The sequence below is a fragment of the Pseudomonas sp. 1928-m genome (assembly GCF_029269135.1).
Lineage (GTDB): Bacteria > Pseudomonadota > Gammaproteobacteria > Pseudomonadales > Pseudomonadaceae > Aquipseudomonas.
The window spans coordinates 345,841-366,128 of record NZ_JARIXO010000001.1 but is presented as its reverse complement, the minus strand read 5'-3'; the positions used below and the strand labels follow the sequence as shown (position 1 = coordinate 366,128).

The 20,288-nt window shown below is 62.8% G+C and carries 19 protein-coding genes; 15 read left to right on the top strand and 4 right to left on the bottom strand.

What is annotated here, in order from left to right; translation table 11 throughout:
* Positions 1-64: 64 nt before the first annotated feature.
* A complete protein-coding gene (purE, locus tag P3C18_RS01645) occupies positions 65-556 on the bottom strand; it encodes a 5-(carboxyamino)imidazole ribonucleotide mutase (protein WP_275960152.1) in 492 nt (163 codons plus the stop codon).
* Positions 557-849: 293 nt separating this feature from the next.
* Between purE and P3C18_RS01640 the strand changes: the two genes are divergently transcribed.
* From P3C18_RS01640 to ggt, 5 genes are all read left to right on the top strand, one after another.
* Positions 850-1,644 (top strand): hypothetical protein, encoded by a 795-nt coding sequence (locus P3C18_RS01640; protein ID WP_275960151.1) that lies wholly within the window; start codon positions 850-852, stop codon positions 1,642-1,644.
* A 101-nt stretch (positions 1,645-1,745) separates the two neighbouring features.
* On the top strand, positions 1,746-2,738 hold the full coding sequence (locus tag P3C18_RS01635; RefSeq protein ID WP_275960150.1) for an AraC family transcriptional regulator: 993 nt from the start codon (positions 1,746-1,748) through the stop codon (positions 2,736-2,738).
* A 290-nt stretch (positions 2,739-3,028) separates the two neighbouring features.
* The gene (locus P3C18_RS01630; protein ID WP_275960149.1) at positions 3,029-4,057 is read left to right on the top strand and encodes a histone deacetylase family protein; all 1,029 of its coding nucleotides are present in this window, start codon (positions 3,029-3,031) and stop codon (positions 4,055-4,057) included.
* Between the two features lie 128 nt (positions 4,058-4,185).
* Positions 4,186-5,298, top strand: a complete 1,113-nt coding sequence (locus P3C18_RS01625; protein ID WP_275960148.1) for a polyamine ABC transporter substrate-binding protein — start codon at positions 4,186-4,188, stop codon at positions 5,296-5,298.
* Between the two features lie 107 nt (positions 5,299-5,405).
* Complete coding sequence (gene ggt / locus P3C18_RS01620; RefSeq protein WP_275960147.1) at positions 5,406-7,079, top strand: gamma-glutamyltransferase; 1,674 nt, start codon at positions 5,406-5,408, stop codon at positions 7,077-7,079.
* Positions 7,080-7,100: 21 nt separating this feature from the next.
* Here ggt and P3C18_RS01615 read toward each other — a convergent pair whose 3' ends face one another.
* On the bottom strand, positions 7,101-8,006 hold the full coding sequence (locus tag P3C18_RS01615) for a LysR substrate-binding domain-containing protein (protein ID WP_275960146.1): 906 nt from the start codon (positions 8,004-8,006) through the stop codon (positions 7,101-7,103).
* 246 nt (positions 8,007-8,252) lie between these two features.
* Between P3C18_RS01615 and P3C18_RS01610 the strand changes: the two genes are divergently transcribed.
* From P3C18_RS01610 to P3C18_RS01600, 3 genes are all read left to right on the top strand, one after another.
* Positions 8,253-9,680: an aspartate ammonia-lyase gene (locus P3C18_RS01610; RefSeq protein WP_275960145.1), complete on the top strand. Its 1,428-nt coding sequence runs from the start codon at positions 8,253-8,255 to the stop codon at positions 9,678-9,680.
* A 158-nt stretch (positions 9,681-9,838) separates the two neighbouring features.
* The gene (locus P3C18_RS01605; RefSeq protein ID WP_275960144.1) at positions 9,839-11,092 is read left to right on the top strand and encodes a dicarboxylate/amino acid:cation symporter; all 1,254 of its coding nucleotides are present in this window, start codon (positions 9,839-9,841) and stop codon (positions 11,090-11,092) included.
* Positions 11,093-11,375: 283 nt separating this feature from the next.
* On the top strand, positions 11,376-12,161 hold the full coding sequence (locus P3C18_RS01600) for a transporter substrate-binding domain-containing protein (RefSeq protein ID WP_275960143.1): 786 nt from the start codon (positions 11,376-11,378) through the stop codon (positions 12,159-12,161).
* Positions 12,162-12,310: 149 nt separating this feature from the next.
* On the opposite strand, the gene P3C18_RS01595 is transcribed toward P3C18_RS01600, so the two are convergent.
* Positions 12,311-13,792 (bottom strand): PLP-dependent aminotransferase family protein, encoded by a 1,482-nt coding sequence (locus tag P3C18_RS01595; RefSeq protein WP_275960142.1) that lies wholly within the window; start codon positions 13,790-13,792, stop codon positions 12,311-12,313.
* Positions 13,793-13,883: 91 nt separating this feature from the next.
* Between P3C18_RS01595 and P3C18_RS01590 the strand changes: the two genes are divergently transcribed.
* From P3C18_RS01590 to P3C18_RS01580, 3 genes are read left to right on the top strand one after another with little or no spacing between them, the layout of a single operon-like run.
* A complete protein-coding gene (locus P3C18_RS01590) occupies positions 13,884-14,534 on the top strand; it encodes an FMN-binding negative transcriptional regulator (RefSeq protein ID WP_275960141.1) in 651 nt (216 codons plus the stop codon).
* Positions 14,531-14,974 carry a GNAT family N-acetyltransferase gene (locus P3C18_RS01585; protein ID WP_275960140.1) on the top strand — a complete coding sequence of 148 codons (444 nt, stop codon included), beginning with the start codon at positions 14,531-14,533 and terminating at the stop codon, positions 14,972-14,974. The genes P3C18_RS01590 and P3C18_RS01585 overlap by 4 nt, the downstream gene beginning before the upstream one ends.
* 14 nt (positions 14,975-14,988) lie before the next feature.
* A complete protein-coding gene (locus P3C18_RS01580; RefSeq protein ID WP_275960139.1) occupies positions 14,989-15,663 on the top strand; it encodes a GNAT family protein in 675 nt (224 codons plus the stop codon).
* A gap of 12 nt (positions 15,664-15,675) precedes the next feature.
* Here P3C18_RS01580 and P3C18_RS01575 read toward each other — a convergent pair whose 3' ends face one another.
* Positions 15,676-16,494: a helix-turn-helix domain-containing protein gene (locus P3C18_RS01575; RefSeq protein ID WP_275960138.1), complete on the bottom strand. Its 819-nt coding sequence runs from the start codon at positions 16,492-16,494 to the stop codon at positions 15,676-15,678.
* A 151-nt stretch (positions 16,495-16,645) separates the two neighbouring features.
* Between P3C18_RS01575 and P3C18_RS01570 the strand changes: the two genes are divergently transcribed.
* The 4 genes from P3C18_RS01570 to P3C18_RS01555 all read left to right on the top strand — a co-directional run bounded on the left by P3C18_RS01570 (position 16,646) and on the right by P3C18_RS01555 (position 20,205).
* Positions 16,646-18,088: an alanine/glycine:cation symporter family protein gene (locus P3C18_RS01570; RefSeq protein WP_275960137.1), complete on the top strand. Its 1,443-nt coding sequence runs from the start codon at positions 16,646-16,648 to the stop codon at positions 18,086-18,088.
* Between the two features lie 85 nt (positions 18,089-18,173).
* Complete coding sequence (locus P3C18_RS01565) at positions 18,174-19,163, top strand: asparaginase (RefSeq protein ID WP_275961557.1); 990 nt, start codon at positions 18,174-18,176, stop codon at positions 19,161-19,163.
* 102 nt (positions 19,164-19,265) lie between these two features.
* Entirely contained in the window at positions 19,266-19,661 is a 396-nt protein-coding gene (locus tag P3C18_RS01560; protein WP_275960136.1) for a hypothetical protein, read from the top strand.
* An 88-nt stretch (positions 19,662-19,749) separates the two neighbouring features.
* Positions 19,750-20,205, top strand: a complete 456-nt coding sequence (locus P3C18_RS01555) for a GNAT family N-acetyltransferase (protein WP_275960135.1) — start codon at positions 19,750-19,752, stop codon at positions 20,203-20,205.
* The last annotated feature ends 83 nt before the right edge of the window (positions 20,206-20,288 follow it).

The following is a 20,288-nucleotide window of genomic DNA, read 5'->3' as shown; positions in this document are numbered from 1 at the left end:
TGAGCATTCCGAGCAGCGGACAGCGTTCAAGTGCGCCGTGTCGCAGCCCCTGATGGAATGGGCTTTAAGCCTCACGCGGGTCCGGATTCTCCAGCACGGATTCGGTCTGCTCGGTGCGGAACGCCTTCAACCGCTCGTGAAACTGCGGGTGCTGGTGACCGAGGATGCTCGCAGCGAGCAGCGCGGCGTTGACGGCACCGGCCTTGCCGATGGCCAGGGTGGCGACCGGAATACCGGCCGGCATCTGCACGATCGACAGCAGCGAATCGACGCCCGAGAGTACGGCCGACTGTACCGGCACACCGAGTACCGGCAGGTGGGTCTTGGCCGCACACATGCCCGGCAGGTGCGCCGCACCGCCAGCCCCGGCGATGATCACCTGGATGCCGCGGCCTTCCGCTTCTTCGGCGTACTGGAACAGCAGGTCCGGGGTGCGGTGGGCAGAAACCACCTTCACTTCGTACGGAATGCCCAGCTTGTCCAGCATCTCGGCGGTGTGGCTAAGGGTGGACCAATCGGACTTGGAGCCCATGATCACGCCAACCAGTGCGCTCATCGTCGTGCCTCTTCTTCATCAAGTGCCCGTAGGCGCTGCAGAAACTAACAAGCCACGCTGGAAACCAGGCGTGGCTTGTTAGTGTATGAATTATGGCGGTGCGGACCGCCAAAGGCCGCGCAGTATACCGTAAAGCCTGGGCTGGCGTGCACCTCGGCACGCCGTTTGTCGCGCACCGCCCGCCACGACGTCAGACGCAACGCCGGGGGAACGCCACGAGCAGACCTGGCGCACAAATCGCGGCCGGTGGCCTGGCTATACTGCGCGTTCTCTTCACAACCAAGGACACCCCCATGACAAGGCTGTCACTGCTACTCGCCGCTTCGCTGTTCACCCTCAACGCCAGCGCCCTGGAACTGGCCAAATACCCGCAAGTGTTCAATGCCGGCAATGGCATCAGCGTCACCGTCGCGCCGAGCAGCGATGGCAAGCAGGCGCTGATCCAGGTCAGCGGTATCAATCACCCGCTGGATGAAGTGGTGCTACTGAGCACTATCAGCGAGCGCGGCAACGATGAGCGCGACTACACCACCACCCTCAATGGCAGCGCCTACAACATGCTGGTCAAGCGTCAGGGCTGGGGTGGCGAGCGCTTCCAGCTGTACCTGCCCAATACCGACGGCTTTGAGCTGGGCTTCGACGAAACCAAGAGCAAAGAGGCCAAACCCGCCAACCTGCTGGCCTTGTATGAGCAGCAGAAGAAAAAAGGCATTCAGGACAAACTGAGCCGCTTCGACCGCGAGCAGCGTGTGGCTGACTTCAGCGCACAGCTGCAGCAGATCGACCAGGACGCCTCGAAGGCCTGCGGCACCACGCTGGTCACGGAGGTTGAGTGGAACGCCATCGACGACGACAAACTCAAGCGCCTCAGCGTGCCGAGCTTTTGCGGTGAGGTGGTCAGCCAACTGGCCAATCTGTGCGAGAACGGTGATGAGCAAAAGGCTGCCGCCAAAGGTCTGAAAACCGTGCAGTGCAGCTTTGACGCAGAGCTCAAATTGCGCGAAAGCGATGCAGGCCTGGTGTTCACCACCCATGAAAAAGCACCCAATCAGGGCGACTTTATCAACGCGTTCCTGCGTAATCGCTAAACCTGGTTAGCCCGCAGCGGCCCGGATAGCCCCGGGCTGCTGCGGTGCCGCGGCATAGTTCTTGCCTCATTCAGGCATTCTGAACTGTTGCGGTTGCCCCGATGTTGCACGCCCACCTGACCACCCTGCATGTGGTTTCGCAGATCCTGGAAATCTTTGCCACGCAAGCCGAACTGACCGAGCCGCTATTGGCCGGCAGCGGCATTGCTATGGCTGATCTGGCCTGCGCCGACACGCGCATCACCCGCACCCAGGAATTGCAGGTCTGCGCCAACGCCCTGCAGCTGCGCAATGACCTGGGCCTGGAGCTGGGCCGACGCATGCATGTGTCGGCCTATGGCATGGTCGGTTACGCCGCACTCTCCAGTGCCACCTTTGGTGACGCCTGGCGGCTGATGCTGCAGTACCCGGCGCTGCTCGGCACCTACTTCAAACTGGATATGCACCTCGAAGGCGAGCTGGCCTGGGTCAGCGCCAGCGACTACCAGCACCGCCCAGAGCTTGAGGTATTCAACCTGGAAATGTGCCTGGCTTCGCTCAAGCTGATCAGCGATGACCTGCTCGGCCAGCCCCTGCCGCTCAGCGCTGCGCAGTTTCGCTACAGCGAGCCGGACTACAGCGCGCGCTACCCGCACAGCTTCGCCTGCCCGCTGCAGTTTGATGCCGCACGCAATGCTTTTGCCTTTCCCGCCAGCTGGCTGCAGCAACCACTGCCGCTGGCCGATGCGGTGACCCACCGGGAAATGCTTGAACGCTGCCGCAAGCAGAACAGTGAGTTCAACAGCCGCCAGGCCTGGCTCGCGCGCATCCGCCAGCTCCTGGCCGAACAGCTGACCGCACCACCCGGCCTGGAACAGCTGGCGCAGCAAATGCACTGCTCGCCGCGCACCCTGCGCCGCCACCTGCAGGAACTGGGCACCCACTACCAAGAACTGCTCGACGAGCTGCGTTTCGAGCGGGCGAAAACCTTGCTCGGCCAGGAAGACTGGCCGATCTGCCGGATTGCCGAATACCTCGGCTTTAGCGAAACAGCCAGTTTTCGCCATGCCTTCCAACGCTGGAGCGGCGTGCCGCCAAGCCGTTTTCGCGCGTGACCCTGCGCCGCGCGGTGATAGGGATTTGTGGGAGGGGCTTTAGCCGCGACAACCACGATCAAACAGCTCGCCGCTAAAGCGCCTCCCACGAAATGCCAAGGCGGCCGCGCAATTTATGGCCCAGCCATCCCTGGCAGCCACCCTGCGGGCCATCGCTGCGCGACGTTAAAAATCGCTCCCGGCGATTTTTTTGGCCATTTCGATCCCCTTTTGGCCGTTGTCAGCGTTCTTTCGCAGCGCCATACGGGCGAACAATGGCTGCCAGAACAACACGCCTGGGAGCCACCTGCATGCTGACCTTTTACAGCGACGACCATCACCTGCACCACGGCAGCTGCGAGCTGATCGACGGCCAGCTGATGCCCTGTTTCGAGAAGCCACAACGCGCCGACCATATCCTGCAACGGGTCAAGGATCGCCAGCTCGGCGAGGTGCGTCCGCCGCAGGATTTCGGCCTGGCGCCGATTGAGCGCATCCACAGCGCGGCGTACCTGAACTTCTTCAAGGGTGCCTGGGATCGCTGGCAGGCGCAGAACGGCAGCGGCGATCTGCTGCCCTTCACCTGGCCGGCGCGCACCCTGCGGCAGATGATCCCCAGGGATTTGCACGGCCAACTCGGTTACTACAGCTTCGACGGCGGCGCACCGATTACCGCCGGCACCTGGCAGGCCGCTTACAGCGCTGCGCAGGTGGCGCTAAGCGCCCAGCAAGCAATTGCGGGCGGCGCCCATAGCGCTTTCGCCCTGTGCCGCCCGCCAGGCCATCACGCCGCCGGCGAGTTGATGGGTGGTTACTGCTACCTGAACAACGCCGCCATCGCCGCCCAGGCCTTCCTCGATCAGGGCCACAAAAAGGTCGCTATCCTCGATGTCGACTACCACCACGGTAACGGCACCCAGGACATCTTCTACGCTCGCAATGACGTGCTGTTCGCCTCGATCCACGGCGACCCAGCCGACGAGTTCCCGTTCTTTCTCGGCTATGCCGATGAACGCGGCGAGGGCGCCGGCGAAGGCTGCAACTTCAACTACCCGCTGGCCATGGGCAGCCCCTGGGCAGTGTGGAGCGCCGCACTGGATGAAGCCTGCCAGCGCATCGCCGAATACGCTGCTGAAGTGATTGTGGTGTCACTGGGCGTCGACACGTTCAAGGACGACCCGATTTCCCAGTTCAAGCTCGACAGCCCGGATTACCTGGCCATGGGCAAACGCATCGCCGCCCTCGGCAAGCCGACGCTGTTTGTGATGGAAGGCGGTTATGCGGTGGAAGCCATCGGGGTCAACGCAGTCAACGTGCTGGAAGGTTTCGAGGGCGCGTAGTGCGTAGGGTGGACGACGCTGTTTTCGTCCGCCGTTAGGTGCCACATACCCGTGGTGGATGGATAAAGCGCCAGCTGCGCTCCCCGATCCACCCTACACATCTCACACTGTCTAAAGGGTGAAGAACGATGAAAACAATCAAACACCTACTTGCCGTCGCCATCTGCGGCGCAACCCTGCTGGCCACTGCGGCCCAGGCACAAACGCCAGAGAAGCCGCGCGAACTGCGCGTGTACAACTGGGCCGACTATATGCTGCCTTCGGTGCCCAAGGAATTTCAGGCCAAGAGCGGCATCCAGCTGACCTGGGACGTGTTCGACACCAACGAATCCCTGGAAGCCAAGCTGCTCACCGGCAACTCCGGCTACGACCTGGTGGTGCCGACCAACACCTTCCTCGACACCCAGATCAAGGCCGGCGTATTCCAGAAGCTGGACAAGAGCAAGCTGCCCAACTGGCAGCACCTCGACCCCGGCCTGCTGCAGCTGATGACCGCCAACGACCCCGGCAACCAGTACGCCGTGCCCTACATGTACGGCACCGTGCTGATCGGCTTCAACCCGGACAAGGTCAAGGCCGTGCTCGGCGCCGATGCGCCAGTGGACAGCTGGGACCTGATCTTCAAGGAAGAGAACATCAGCAAACTCAAGCAGTGTGGCGTGGCCATGCTTGATTCGCCCGGCGATATCCTGCCCATCGCCCTGCACTACCTGGGCCTCGACCCCAACAGCACCAAACCCGAGGACTACGAGAAAGCCAGCGCGCTGATGCTGAAAATTCGCCCCCACGTCGCCTACTTCCACTCCGCCAAATACATGACCGATATCGCCAACGGCGACATCTGCGTGGCCATCGGCTACTCGGGCAGCTTCTACCAGTTCGCCAACCGCGCCAAAGAAGCCGGTAACGGTGTGGTGGTCGACTGGCGCCTGCCGAAAGAAGGCGCGCCGCTGTGGTACGACTCCTTCGCCATCCCGAAAAGCGCGAAGAACGTCACCGAAGCCCATGAGTTCCTCAACAACCTGCTCGAACCAGCAGTGGTGGCGCCGATCAGCGATTTTCTCGGTTACCCTAACCCAAACAAAGACGGCATGCCGCTGGTGGGCGCAGAAATCCGCGACAACCCCGGCCTGACCCCAACCGCCGAAGCGCAGAAAACCCTCTACGTGCTGCAACCGCTGCCGCAGAAGATCGAACGCGTGCGTACCCGGGTGTGGAACACCATCAAGTCGGGTACCTGATGGCCACGGACGAATGACCTAAGCTGGATAACTCCTTGAGCCCCCCTGGCAACTCACTACGAGATGCCAGCGGGGCTTATTCAGGCCATAAGAAAAAGGATAACTGTATGCAATTGACTGCCCGCTCCACCCTGCTGGCCGCCGCGATCATGGCGGCCACAAGTTCTTGCGTATGGGCTGCGCCGCTCGACGGTGGCGCGGTGGCTGCCCCAGACGAATATGGCGCCAAGGTCGCGGCGCAGGTACTGAAATCCGGCGGCAATGCAGTGGATGCGGCCGTAGCAACGGCCTTTACCCTGGCAGTGACCTATCCCGAAGCCGGTAACATCGGCGGCGGCGGCTTTATGACCCTGTTTATGGACGGCAAACCTTTCTTTATCGATTACCGTGAAGTGGCCCCTCTCGCGGCCACCAAGACCATGTACCTGGATGACAAGGGTGAAGTCATCGAGAACAGCACCATGGTCGGCGCTAAAGCCGCCGGCGTGCCCGGCACGGTGATGGGCTTATGGGAAGCGCACCAGCGCTTTGGCAAGTTGCCCTGGGGGGAACTGCTGACACCGGCCATTGGTTATGCCCGCAACGGTTTCACGGTTGCTGAGCAGCAATACCAATACCGCGAAGACGCGCTGGCTCTGTTCAACGACCAGACCAACTTTGCCGACTATTTTGGCAGCATGCGCCCGGGACAAACCTTCAAGCAGCCGGAGCTGGCACAAACGCTGGAGCGGATCGCCGCCAATGGCGCTGCGGAGTTTTACCAGGGTAAAACCGCAGAATTGCTGGTGGCGCAAATGCAGCGCGACGGTGGTTTGATCAGCGCCAAAGACCTGCAAAGCTATCGCGCAGAATGGCGCGAGCCGATGCGCATCGACTGGCAAGGCAACACCCTGTACACCGCACCGTTGCCCAGCTCTGGCGGCATCGCATTAGCCCAACTGATCGGTATCAAAGAGCAGCGCGCCGCTGACTTCAAAGGCGTTGAACTCAATTCCTCGCGTTACATCCATTTGCTGGCGGAAATCGAAAAGCGCGTGTTCGCTGACCGCGCCGATTACCTGGGCGACCCCAAGTTCTCGGATGTGCCGGTCAAGCAATTAGTGGACGCCAGTTACATTGCCAAACGGGCCGCAGAAGTTAACCCCACGGCCATTTCAGCCACTGAAAAAGTTCGCCCGGGTTTGGAAACCCACCAGACCACACACTTCTCGATCATCGACGCTGACGGCAATGCCGTGAGTAACACCTACACCCTCAACTGGGATTACGGCAGCGGCGTAGTGGTTAAAGGTGCAGGCTTCCTGCTCAACGACGAGATGGATGACTTCAGTGCCAAACCCGGCATTGCTAACGCCTTCGGTGTAGTTGGCAGCGACGCAAATGCCATCGAGCCGGGCAAGCGCATGCTCTCCTCGATGAGCCCGAGCATCGTCACCCGCGACGGTCAGGTGAGCCTGATCCTGGGTACGCCGGGCGGCTCGCGCATCTTCACCTCGATCTTTCAGGTGCTGAACAACGTGTATGACTTTGGCTTGCCACTGCAAAAAGCCATCGATGCACAGCGCGTGCACCACCAGCTATTGCCCAAAGACACGATCTACTACGACGCCTATGCGCCGCTTACTGGCAAGGTGGCCGATGAGCTGAAAAGCATGGGCTACACCCTTGAAGACCAGGGCTGGAACATGGGCGATATTCAAGCCATCAAGGTAACCGGCAGCCGCCTGGAAACAGCGTCAGATCCACGTGGTCGCGGCGTCGGCCAGGTCGTGCCGCGTTAGCAGGCAGCACCCGAGGTCGGTCTAGCGGCCGACCTCGCCGCTTTCCAGTTTGCGCCAGAGCAGACGTACCGAGGCCTTGCGCACCAGAGCGCAGCGGTACAGGCGGATTTCCAGCGGCGCTTGCCACTGTTCATCGCCGCACACCACCAACTCGCCACGGGCCAGTTCGGCGGTCACGCTCAGGCGTGGTACCCAGGCCACACCCATACCCTGCAAGGCCATGCTTTTCAGGCTGTCGGCCATCGCCGTTTCGTACACCGTGGTCGAACGCAGCGCGCGTTGGCGCAGCAGCAGGTTGACCGAGCGACCGAGAAAGGCCCCGGCGCTGTAAGCCAGTAGCGGCACACTCTGGCCACTGTTGAGGTCGAACAGCGGCGCGCCGTCTTCGCCCACCGCGCACACCGGGAGCATTTCCGTGCGCCCCAGGTGCAGCGAAGGGAAGATTTCCGGGTCCATCTGCAGCGCAGCGTCCGGGTCGTAGTAAGCGAGGATCAGGTCGCAGGCGCCTTCACGCAGCGCATGCACCGCTTCGCCGACGTTGGTCGCCACCAAGCGGGTGGTCAACGGCAGACCTTCACGGCGCAGGCGGGCGATCCATTCGGGGAAAAATCCCAGGGTCAGCGAGTGCGCGGCAGCAATCTGCATCACCTCGCCCTGCTGGCCTTCGAGGTTATGCAGGTGACGCACCACCTCGCCGAGCTGCTCGACCATGCTGCGTGCCGTGACCAGAAACAGCTGGCCGGATTCGGTCAGCTCAATGGGCGTGCAGGCGCGGTTAACCAGCGTCAGGCCGAGCATGTTCTCCAGGCTGCGGATGCGTCGACTAAACGCCGGCTGGGTGACAAAGCGCTTTTGCGCCGCCTGGGAAAAACTGCGAGTGGCGGCCAGGGTGACAAAGTCTTCCAGCCATTTGCTTTCAAGGTTCATCGTCACTCCTGTTTTTGTAGGGTGGATGACGCTCTTTTCATCCACCACCCAGCCGGCATTCGCTTGTGGTGGATGGGTAAAGCGTCATCCACCCTACGTCTACGTTTGCTACCACATCGCGGTCACGCCAACGTTATGCCGATTATGCATGACCCAGCGCTTAACAGCATTGGCCAGCATCAAGCTGCAGCCCCTAACCTACGGGCCATCGCGGCATATGCCGTATATCCTGAGATGACCTTGATCATGTCCCCTGCTGCATCTACTCGCCTCGAAAAAGACCTGCTCGGCACCCTCGACGTTCCTGCTGACGCCTATTACGGCATCCAGACCCTGCGCGCCGTGCAGAACTTCCGCCTGTCCGGCGTGACGCTGTCGCACTACCCGAAACTGGTGGTTGCCCTGGCCATGGTCAAGCAGGCCGCCGCCGACGCTAACCGCGAGCTGGGCCACCTGTCCGCCGCCAAGCACACGGCGATCAGCACCGCCTGCGCACGCATCATTCAGGGCGAGTTCCACGACCAGTTTGTGGTCGACATGATTCAAGGCGGAGCTGGCACCTCGACCAATATGAATGCCAACGAAGTCATCGCCAATATCGCCCTCGAAGCCATGGGTTTCGAGAAAGGTGACTACAAGCAGCTGCACCCGAACAACGACGTGAACATGGCGCAGTCGACCAACGACGCCTACCCCACCGCCATCCGCCTGGGCCTGCTGCTCGGCCACGACAGCCTGCTCACTGCACTGGACAAGCTGATCCAGTCGCTGTCGAAAAAGCAGCTGGAATTCAGCCATGTGCTGAAGATGGGCCGCACCCAGCTGCAGGATGCCGTGCCGATGACCCTCGGCCAGGAATTCCGCGCCTTTGCCACCACCCTCGGTGAAGACCTGCAGCACCTCAAGCTGCTCGCCCCGACCCTGCTCACCGAAGTGAACCTGGGCGGCACCGCGATTGGCACCGGCATCAACGCCGACCCGCAGTACCAGCTGCTGGCGGTCAAACGCCTGGCGATCATCAGCGGCCACCCACTGACCCCGGCCGCCGACCTGATCGAAGCCACCAGTGACATGGGCGCCTTTGTGCTGTTCTCCGGCATGCTCAAGCGCACTGCGGTGAAGCTGTCGAAGATGTGCAACGACCTGCGCCTGCTGTCCAGCGGCCCACGCACCGGGATCAATGAAATCAACCTGCCGCCGCGTCAGCCAGGCAGCTCGATCATGCCGGGCAAGGTCAACCCGGTGATCCCGGAAGCGGTCAACCAGGTGGCCTTCGAAGTGATCGGCAACGACCTGGCGCTGACCATGGCGGCAGAAGGCGGCCAGCTGCAGCTGAACGTGATGGAGCCGCTGATCGCCTACAAGATTTTCGACTCGATCCGCCTGCTCACCCGCGCCATGGATATGCTGCGCGAGTTGTGCATCGACGGCATCACCGCCAACGAAGCGCGCTGCCGTGAACTGATGGAAAACTCCATCGGCCTGATCACCGCACTCAACCCCTATATCGGCTACGAGAACGCCACGCGCATCGCCAAGGTGGCGCTGGAAACGGGCCGCGGCGTACTGGAGCTGGTGCGCGAAGAGAAGCTGCTGGGCGACGCCGAACTGGCCGACATCCTGCGTCCCGAGAACATGATCGCCCCGCGCTTAGTTCCGCTAATGCCGGGCTGATCCAAGAGCACCACACGCGCCGTCTCCGCCAGGAACGGCGCGTTTTTTGTAACCAGCGCCCAGCATCTGGGTAACTGGTTTTCCGCCCTCGCCTGCCGGGCGGCACCGCTCAAGGCCGCACAGACGGCCCCACAAAAACGATAATCCGGGTGATAACCATGAGTCAGAGCAGTACTTCTTCCCTAAGCTTTTTGCGGCGCATGCCGCTGTGGCAACAAATCCTTATCGGCCTCGGCCTTGGCGTACTGACTGGCGTGCTATTCAAGGCCGACGCCCTGCTGCTGGCGCCCATCGGCACGCTGTTCCTCAACGCAATCAAAATGCTGATCGTGCCACTGGTGTTCGTCTCCCTGGTGGCCGGTATCACGGCCATGAGTGACAGCGCCAAGCTCGGCCGCATCAGCGTCAAGACCATCGCCATCTACCTGATCACCACCGCCTTTGCGGTGAGTATCGGCCTGCTGTTCGGCGCCCTGTTCACCCCGGGCGAAGGGATGAATATGGTCGCCAGCGGCGTGCAGGAAACCAAGCAGGCGCCGTCGCTGGTGCAGATTCTGGTGGGCCTGGTACCGACCAATCCAGTGGCCGCTTTTGCCGAAGGCAATATCCTGCAGATCATCGTCTTCGCCATCGCCCTGGGCGTGAGCATGAACCTGATCGGCGAAAAGGCCGCACCGGCAGTCAAGCTGTTCGACAGCCTGGCCGAGGTGTTCTACAAGCTCACCGACCTGGTGATGCGCTGCGCACCCATCGGCGTATTCGCGCTGATCGCCGGTGTAGTGGCCTCCCACGGCATCGAAGTGCTGCTGCCGCTGGCCGGCGTGATCGGGGTGATCTACCTGGCCAGCATCACCCATATGCTGCTGGTGTATGGCGGCCTGCTGGGCTTGCTCGCGCGGCTTAGCCCACTGCGCTTCTTCAAGGGCGTGGCGCCGGCATTGGCCGTGGCCTTCAGTACTTCAAGCAGCGCCGGCACCCTGCCGGTGTCGATTGAATGTGCGCGCAAGAACCTCGGCGTGTCCCAGGGCGTGGCCGGTTTCGTGCTGCCGGTGGGCGCGACCATCAATATGGACGGCACCGCCATTTATCAGGGCGTACTGGCGCTATTTATCGCCCAGGCCTTCGGCTTCGACCTGAATGCCGGCCAGTACCTGATGATCATCCTCACCGCCACCCTGGCTTCGATCGGCACCGCCGGTGTACCTGGCGCCGGGCTGATCATGCTCGGCCTGGTACTGACCTCGGTCGGCCTGCCGCTGGAAGGCGTGGCGCTGATCGCCGGCATCGACCGCATCCTCGACATGGCACGCACCACAGTCAACGTCGCCGGCGACCTGATGACCACAACGCTGGTCGGCAGCAGCGAGAAAGAGCTGGATCGCGAGATCTACAACAGCGACAACGCGCAGTAAAAGCAACCGAGCAACCGCATGCCAGTGGCTATCGCGGCTGAGCGTTTACCCACCTCACCGCGGAGTCACGCAACAACAGGCGGCAGCAGGTAAGCCCTATGCCGCTGGCACCGAACAGCCCACCTGGTCAGCGCCGTGGCGACATTTTGTGTCGGCACACACCCTTTCGCCACCGCGCTGACCAAGCGGGCTTTCTGATAGCAACACCCACGGCATCGCCGGCTCGCCTTACCCGGGCGGCCGGCGATGCCGCCTCAGACAACAATAAAAAGGGAGAAACCCCATGTTGCAGCTTCTTCAACACCTGTGGAACAAACCTGGCAACGGCCTGGCAGTTCTGCTGCTGAGCCTGCTGTTCAGCCCCCTGAGTCAGGCCGCCTTGCCGCCCGATTACAAGATGGTGCTGCTGACGGAAAACTTCCCGCCCTTCAACATGGCCGAGCACGGCAAGAACTTCGCCCGCGATGCGCAGATCCAGGGCGTCAGTGCCGATACCGTGCGCGAGATGTTCAAGCGCGCCGACATCAACTACAGCCTGACCCTGCGCTTTCCCTGGGACCGCATCTACCAACAGACCATGACCAAGGCCAACCACGGCCTGTTCTCCACCTCCATGAGCGAGGCGCGCAAGCCGTTGTTCAAGTGGGTCGGGCCTATCGCCCAGTACCAGAGCGTGCTGGTCGGCCGCAAAGGCAGCCACCCGCAACTGAGCACCCTGGAACAGGCCAAGGCCTACCGCATCGGCGCCTACCAGAGCGCGGCGGTCAGCCAGCATCTGGAGCGCCTGGGCTTCACCCCGCAAAACGCCCTGCGCGACCAGGAAAATATCCGCAAGCTGCAACGCGGGCAGATCGACCTATGGGCCACCTCCGATCCGGTGTGGCGCGCGTATGCCAAAGAGCAGGGCGCCGATGATCTGCAAACCGTGCTCAGCTTCGAAACCTCGCAGTTGTACCTGGCGCTAAACAAGGACACCCCGGACGAAGTGGTCGAGCGCCTGCAGGCCGCGCTGGAACAGATGCGCAGCGAAGGCTACGGCAGCTGCGCGAAAAATCCTGAGCTGTGTTGAATGCCGTTCACTTAAGATCAGTGCTGCGCTGCCCTCGCCAGGCAAGCGGCATTGGTTCGGGATTTGAGCCCGTAGGATGGGTGGTAACCCATCAGCCAGCAGCCAGTTGATGGGTTACCACCCATCCTACGCCTGAGCACCTCGCACGGCTAAAGCTGCCAGGCCTTGCGCAATGCCTGCAGGGCCTCGGCGATTTGCGCCTCCGGCACCGCAGCAAACCCCAGCACCAACCCGGCGCGCTGACCTTCCGCGGTGCTGCTGTCAGGTAGCCAGTAGCTACTGAGCGCACTTATCTCCACCCCAACCCGTGCGGCGGCGCTGATCAGCTCGCGCTCGCGGGCCAAGCTGTCGACCCGCACGCACAGATGCAACCCGGCCTCCACCACCGGCAACGGCGCGCAGCCCGGCACCGACTCAGGCCAACCGGCCAACAGCGCATCGCGGCGACTGCGGGCGGCCGTGCGCATACGGCGGATATGCCGTTGAAAATGCCCGGCGGCGATAAATTCGGCCATCACCGCCTGGGTGCCAATTTCCGAATGGCGCATATCTAGGGCGCGGCGTTGGGCGAAGGCTGCGGCCAGCGCTGGCGGCAATACCAGATAACCCAGACGCAACGCCGGAAAGGCAATCTTGCAGAAGGTGCCGACATACAGCACCCGGCCCTGCCTATCGAGAGCGGCCAAGGGCGCCAGCGGCGTGCCGCTGTAGCGGTACTCACCGTCGTAGTCGTCCTCGATGATCAGGCCGTTATGGCGCTCGGCCCACTCCAACAGCTGCAGACGCCGCGCCAGCGACAGGGTGACGCCGGTCGGGTACTGGTGCGAGGGCGTCAGGTAAACCAGCCGACAGTCCTCAAGCTGCGCCAACGCCGGAACATCCAAGCCTTCGCCATCCACCGCCACGCCGCACAGGTGCGCCCCGGCTATCGCCAGCGCATGGCCGGCGGCGCGGTAACCGGGGTTCTCCAGCGCCACCCGCGCGCCAGGCGTCACCAGCAGTTGCGCGCATAGGCTGATGGCCTGCTGCGCGCCATTGGTGACCACGATCTGCGCCGGATCGCAGTGCAGGCCACGGCTGTTGCGCAGGTAGGCGGCGATCAACTCGCGCAGCTGCCAGTCGCCCGCCGGGTCGCCATAGCCCAGCCGCGCGGGCGAGGGCTTGCGCCAGAAGCGCGCGGACAACCGCGCCCAGGTCTCGAAGGGAAACAGATCAAAAGCCGGCACGCCGACGCGAAACGCCCGAGGCGCACCGCTCAAGGGCGGGTTCAGATGGTGCGTCTGCAACAACTGCAGCGCCGCGCTTTGCGGGTTGTCGGACGCGTGCACCGTGGGCGGCGCGGAAGGCCGCGCCACCGCATTCAACTCAGCCACATAGGTGCCCGCGCCGATGCGCCCCTCGATATAACCCTCGGCGTACAGCTGATCGAAAGCGCGGGTCACGGTATTGCGCGAGATGCCCAGCAGGCTGGCCAGGTCGCGGCTGGCCGGCAAGCGCGTGCGGCGTTGCAGACGACCATCGAGGATGCGCTCACGCAGCGCCTGATACAGCTGACGCGCCAGCCCCTGCTGCGCATCGAGCTGAATGCCGGACAGATCGACCGGCAGCGGCGGAGCGGACGAAATTGGCATAGCGATTGGCTCCATAAAAGTCGCAGAAAGTGGATCTTACAACAGACCAATACGCTGCCTAGTATGGCTTCACCAGCTCAGGAGCCTGCCCATGTACACGCCCACCGCCTTTCGCCAGGACGACCTCGCCACGCTGCACCAGCAAATGCGCGCCACGCGCCTGCCGACGCTGGTCAGCCACGGCAGTCAGGGTTTGCTCGCCAGTCACCTACCGCTGTTGTTAGCACCTGACGAAGGTGAATACGGCACGCTGTACGGTCACTTCGCCCGGGCCAACCCGCAGTGGCGCGATTTGGCTGAGGGCAGCCCGGCGCTAGTGATCTTCCAGGGCGCGGAGGCCTATATCAGCCCGTCCTGGTACGCCGCCAAGGCCGAGCACGGCAAGGTGGTGCCGACCTGGAACTACATCAGCGTGCAGGCCCATGGCCGCGCCGAGGTGTTCGATGACGCCGAGCGTCTGCTGCAGCTGGTCAGCCGCCTCAGCGCGCTGCATGAAGCCGAGCGCCCGCAACCCTGGGCGGTCAGCGATGCACCGCGCGACTATATCGACAGCATGCTGCGCGCCATCGTCGGCTTCGCCCTCCCCATCGAACGCCTGGAGGGCAAATGGAAGCTCGGACAGAACCGCAGCCAGGCCGACCAAACCGGCGTGCGCGAGGGCCTGCACGCCAGCCATGACCCGCGCGACCGCGCACTGGCCGCACAAATCAATACCCAACACCTAGCCAAGGAAGCGCCATGAGCATTGCAATCCGCCCCGTCAGCACCGCTGATCACGCCGCCTGGCTACCGCTGTGGCAGGGCTATCTGCACTTCTACCAGAGCGAGCTGCCCGCCGAGGTCAGCGCCATGACCTGGCAGCGCTTTCTCGACCCAAGCGAACCCACCCATGCCGCCCTCGCCTGGCGCGACGGCCAGGCTGTGGGGCTGGTGCAGTGGATCTTCCACCGCACGAATTGGTCGGTGGAACACAGCTGCTATCTGCAGGATCTGTTTGTCGACAGTGCACAGCGCGGCGGCGGTATCGGCCGGCTGCTGATCGAGCACGTCTATGCTCAGGTCCAGGCGGCCGGCAGCAGCCGCGTGCATTGGCTGACCCAGGAAACCAACTACCCAGGTCGCCAACTCTACGACCGCATCGCCGAGCGCTCGGGCTTTATCCAATACCGCAAACAGTTCTGAACAGGAGCCGCCGCATGCCCCAGCAACCGCTACACGACTGGCAGCCCGTGCCCACCCCGGCCCGCCAGTCCTTGAATGGCCAGTATGTGCGCCTCGAACCCCTTGACCCGACGCGCCATGGCAACGACCTGTGGCAGGCCCTGCAAGGCCCGGAAAGCGACCCACGGCTATGGGACTACCTGCCTTACGGCCCCTTCAGCGAACGCGCGGCGTTCGATGCCTGGCTAAGCGGCAACGCCGCCAGTCCAGACCCACTGTTCTTCACTGTGATCGAGCCAGACAGCGGCCGCGCGCAAGGCCTGCTCAGCTACCTGAATATCGCCGCGCAGCACGGCAGCATCGAGATTGGCCATATCTGCTACGGCCGCGTGATGCAGCGCAGCGTGCAGGCCAGTGAGGTGATCTACCTGCTGGCCCAGCACGCCTTTGCCAACGGCTACCGCCGCCTGGAATGGAAGTGCAACAACGACAACGCGCGTTCCAAGCGCGCGGCCGAACGCTTCGGCTTCAGCTACGAGGGGCTGTTCCGTCAGCATATGGTGATCAAGAACCGCAACCGCGACACCGCCTGGTACTCGATTATCGACAGCGAGTGGCCGGCACTTGCCGCCGGCTACGGGCGCTGGCTGGCGGCGAACAACTTCAGTGTCGACGGTCAGCAGAAACAGCGCTTAGAGGACCTGCGATAACAGCACTGCTGCTTATTCGATCTCAAACAAACCATTCTTCAGCGGCGTTACCGACAGGCGCTGGCGCACATCGTCGTCGATGCGCGGATCATCCGGGCGGTACAGGCGCACCTGGCGGTAGGCGCTGATGCGGTTGATTTCGGTGCCCAGGTATTCCCAGACCACACGGGTGCAGGCCGGGCTGCGCCGGTCGCCGCTGGAGACGCCGGTTTTCAGGCCATTCAGGCGGGTGATGCGGCTCTTGTAGCTGGGGATGAGGATGGTCTGGCTCATCTCGTTGAGGGTCAGCGATTCGTAGTCCATCAGAAACAGCCGATCTTGCAGCTGGAACGCGGCGCCCAGGTAACGGCAGCGCACCCAATCCTCACCCTGCACGTCGGCGCTGGCGGAACGCTCCTGACGCTCCTGGCGCTCGAACAGAAAGTCGCCGTCTTCCTCCCACAGCTGCACCAGCGACAACAGCACGGTGCCCGGCACCGACATGCAGTTGGAGTATTCGAAGTAGTAGCCGCAATAGCGCGACAGGTTGCCGGCATGCGCACGCAGCGGCTTGAGCAATTCCATCAGCGCATCGCTGCGCGCGCCGGCATCCTGGCCCGGCGTGCGCGCGCCAATCAGGTCGGCAAACTGCTCGGCAGGCAGGCTCAGCTCGTAGGCCTCAACGCCGAAAAAGTCGCAGATGCGCTTGAGGTTGTAGGCCGTTGGTCGGCTCTGTCCGCTCAGGTATTTATTGAACTGGGCGCGATTGATCGCGAGCTTGCGGCAAACCTCGGCGATTGACCGGTAATGGCCACACAACAGCTTTAGATTGGGGCCTAGATGGTCGGACATGGCGGTTTCCTGGTGATGCGAGCGGCGCGATTCTAGCATCAACTCGCGTCAGTTCGCCGCCATCCGCGAAATTGCACGACAAGCGCGTCTGCTCAACCATTCGGCCCCGCCCATATTTCCTTCACAAAACAACAAGAGAGACCTCACTGCCATGCTCGATATTCTCAACGACCTGATCTGGAGCAAGCTCCTGATCGTGATGCTGATCGGCCTTGGTCTGTACTTCACCATTGCCTCGCGTTTCGTCCAGTTCCGTTACTTCGGCAGCATGTTCCGCATCTTCGCCGAAGCCTTCCAGCGCCAGCCTGGCCAGCTCAGCTCGTTCCAGGCGCTGATGCTCTCGGTAGCCGGCCGCGTCGGTGCCGGCAACATCGCCGGTGTCTCGGTGGCAATCATGCTCGGTGGCCCGGGCGCGATCTTCTGGATGTGGGTCGTAGCGTTGGTCGGCATGGCCACCAGCTACTTCGAGTGTTCCCTGGCGCAGCTGTACAAGCGCCGTGAAGACGACGGCACCTACCGCGGTGGCCCGGCCTTCTACATCCAGCACGGTCTCGGCCAGCGCTGGTTGGGCATTGTGGTGTCGATCCTGCTGCTGGTGACCTTCGGCTTCGGCTTCAACGCCGTGCAGTCCTACACCGTGGCCAGTTCGATGCATGACACCTTCGGTCTGCCGACCTATGTCAGCGGCCTGATCCTCACCGTGGTGATCGGTCTGATCATCTTCGGCGGCATCAAGCGCATCGCCAAGTTCGCTGACGTGCTGGTGCCAGTGATGGCCTTCTCCTACATCGCCATGGCGCTGTTCGTGATCGGCAGCAACATCGACGCCGTCCCGGCGACCCTGGTACTGATCTTCAAGAGCGCGTTCGGCCTGGAGCCTGCGTTTGCCGGTGGTATCGGCGCGGCCATCCTGATGGGCGTGAAGCGCGGCCTGTTCTCCAACGAAGCGGGCCTCGGCAGTGCACCGAACGTCGCCGCCGTTGCTGAGGTCAAGCACCCGGTAGCCCAGGGCATCGTGCAGTCGCTCAGCGTATTTATCGACACCATCATCCTGTGCAGCAGCACCGCACTGATCATCCTGCTGTCGGGCGTGTATCAGCCAGGCACCGAAATGGCCGGCGTTGTGCTGACCCAGACCGCCGTCGCCAGCGTAGTCGGTGAGTGGGGCCGGGTGTTCGTCACCGTCGCACTGCTGCTGTTCGTGTTCACCACCCTGATCTACAACTACTACCTGGGTGAAAACGCCCTGGGCTTCTTCAGCAAGAAGCGCGCACCGGTAGTGGTCTACCGCGTGCTGGTAGTGGCTCTGGTACTCTGGGGTTCGGTACAGGATCTGGGCACCGTGTTCGCCTTCGCCGACGTGACCATGGGCCTGCTGGCAATTGCCAACCTTATTGCCCTGGTGCTGCTGTTCAAAGTCGGCCTGCGCCTGATGCGCGACTACGACAACCAGATCAAGGCCGGTATAGAGTCGCCAGTATTCGATGCGAAGAACTTCGCCGATCTGGACCTCGACCCAGCTGCCTGGCCTAACGCGGCGCAAAACGCCCCGGCCAACCATGCGGAAATCGGCAACAGCGTGCATCAGCGCTAAGTCGCTGCTAAAGCTGCATTAGCTGTAATAAACAGGGGGCTTGGCCCCCTGTTTTCTTATAAGAACAATGAAAGTACGGAGACCCCTGATGGGTTGTGAAAAACTTCTGGTGCTCTACACCGGTGGCACCATCGGTATGCAAATGAGCGCCACGGGCCTGGCCCCGGCGTCCGGCTTCGATGAGCGCCTGCGCCGCCAGCAAGTGCTGGAAGCCCAGCCGTTGCCGCAATGGACCTTCCGCGAGCTGCTGCCGCCCATCGACAGCGCCAATATGAACCAGAGCAATTGGCTGGCGATGGTCGCGGCGATTCGCGCCGGCATCGAGCAGGACGGTTGCGATGGCGTGCTGCTGCTGCACGGCACCGACACCCTGGCCTACAGCGCCGCCGCCCTGAGCTTTCTGCTGCTGGGCTTGCCGGTACCGGTAATCCTCAGCGGCTCGATGCTGCCGGCGGGTGCCGAGGGCAGCGATGCCTGGAGCAACCTGTTCGGCGCCATGCGCGCGCTGCAGGCTGGCGTCACCCCAGGCGTGCACCTGTATTTCAATGGCGCGCTGCTGCATGGCGCGCGGGTCAGCAAGCTGCGCAGTGATGCCTTCGATGCCTTCCACGTGCTGCCGCGCCAGCGCCAAAGTGCCCGCGCCGAGAGCATCCCGGTCAGCATCGACTACCGCCAGCCGCGCAAGCCGGTCAACCTGGCCGTGCTGCCGTTCTATCCGGGCATCCAGGCCAGCCATCTGCGCGCCCTGCTGGATAGCGGCGTGCAAGGCCTGCTGCTGGAGTGCTACGGCAGCGGCACGGGCCCGGCGGACGACGGCGAACTGCTCGACGTGCTCAAAGCCGCCCATGAGCGCGGCGTGGTAATGGCCGCAATCAGCCAGTGCCCGCACGGCCATGTCGAATTCGGCGTGTATGCCGCCGGCAGCCAACTGGCCAGCGCCGGGCTGATTTCCGCTGGCGGCATGACCCGTGAAGCCGCGCTGGGCAAGCTGTTTGCCCTGCTCGGTGCCGGCCTGAGCCAGGCCGAGGTGGAGCACTGGTTTGCCTTGGATCTGTGTGGTGAACGGGCCGAATAAGTAGCTGCTTGCCGACGTACAAGTCGCTATAGTCGCGCCCCCGGCGAGCCCGCTCGCCAACCTACAGACCACTCAACCACCGACTTACAAGGACGTACCTGCATGTCGTCGCTTCGCCTCGTCACGTTTCTGCTGCTCGCGCTGGCCATCACCGGCTGCTCCACCAAGGCCTACTTCAAGCTGCCCGAGCACAGCACCATCAGCGTCAACCAGCGCACCGAACAACACCCGCAAGGCCTGGTGAAAACCCGTCCGTTCTTCTGGAACCGCACAGCGGGCGTGCCGTATCGGCTGACCAGCGTCACCGGCGAAACCCTGGCCGAAGGCAAGCTGCGCACGCGCTTTCGCGTGGTGTCGATCTTCTGGCCGCCCTACAGCATCATTTACTGGCCCATGGGCTTCGGTCAGCGTTGCTACGACCTAAGCAGCCATCTGCCGGCCGAATGCTCGCGTGAAGACCTGGGAATGCTGATCCAGGATTACCGCGCCACACGCTAATGGAGTGAATGGCGGCAAACAGGGTCAAACCATCTACCCTGTTTGCAATGCCTATCACCCAGCTACTGACGCCAAGGAGGTTGCCGCCATGCCCGTGCGCATTCCCGTCGAGATCCGTCCGGTCACCAGCGCCGACCATGCCGTCTGGCTGCCCCTGTGGCAGGGCTATCAACGCTTCTATATGACCGAGATAGCCGCCGCGACCAGCGACATCACCTGGCAGCGCTTTCTCGACCCGGCCGAGCCGATGCACGCGGCGCTAGCCTGGCATGACGGCCAGGCGATTGGCCTGGTGCACTGGATCTACCACCGCTCGACCTGGACCCCTGGCGACTACTGCTACCTGCAGGACCTGTTTATCGCCAAGGATATCCGCAGCAACGGCGCCGGCCGTCAGCTGATCGAACACGTCTACCGCGAGGCTCAGGCTCAAGGCTGTTCGCGCACCTACTGGCTGACCCACGAGAGCAACAGCAAGGCCATGCTGCTGTATGAGCGCATCGCTGAACGCTCGGGCTTTATCCAGTACCGCAAGCTGTTCTAAGCGCTGACCTTCTGGTCAGAAATTCCACCCTGCGCTCTTGCCGCAGGCAGATTCCGGCGTTATCGTTTGCGCCACGCCCGGCC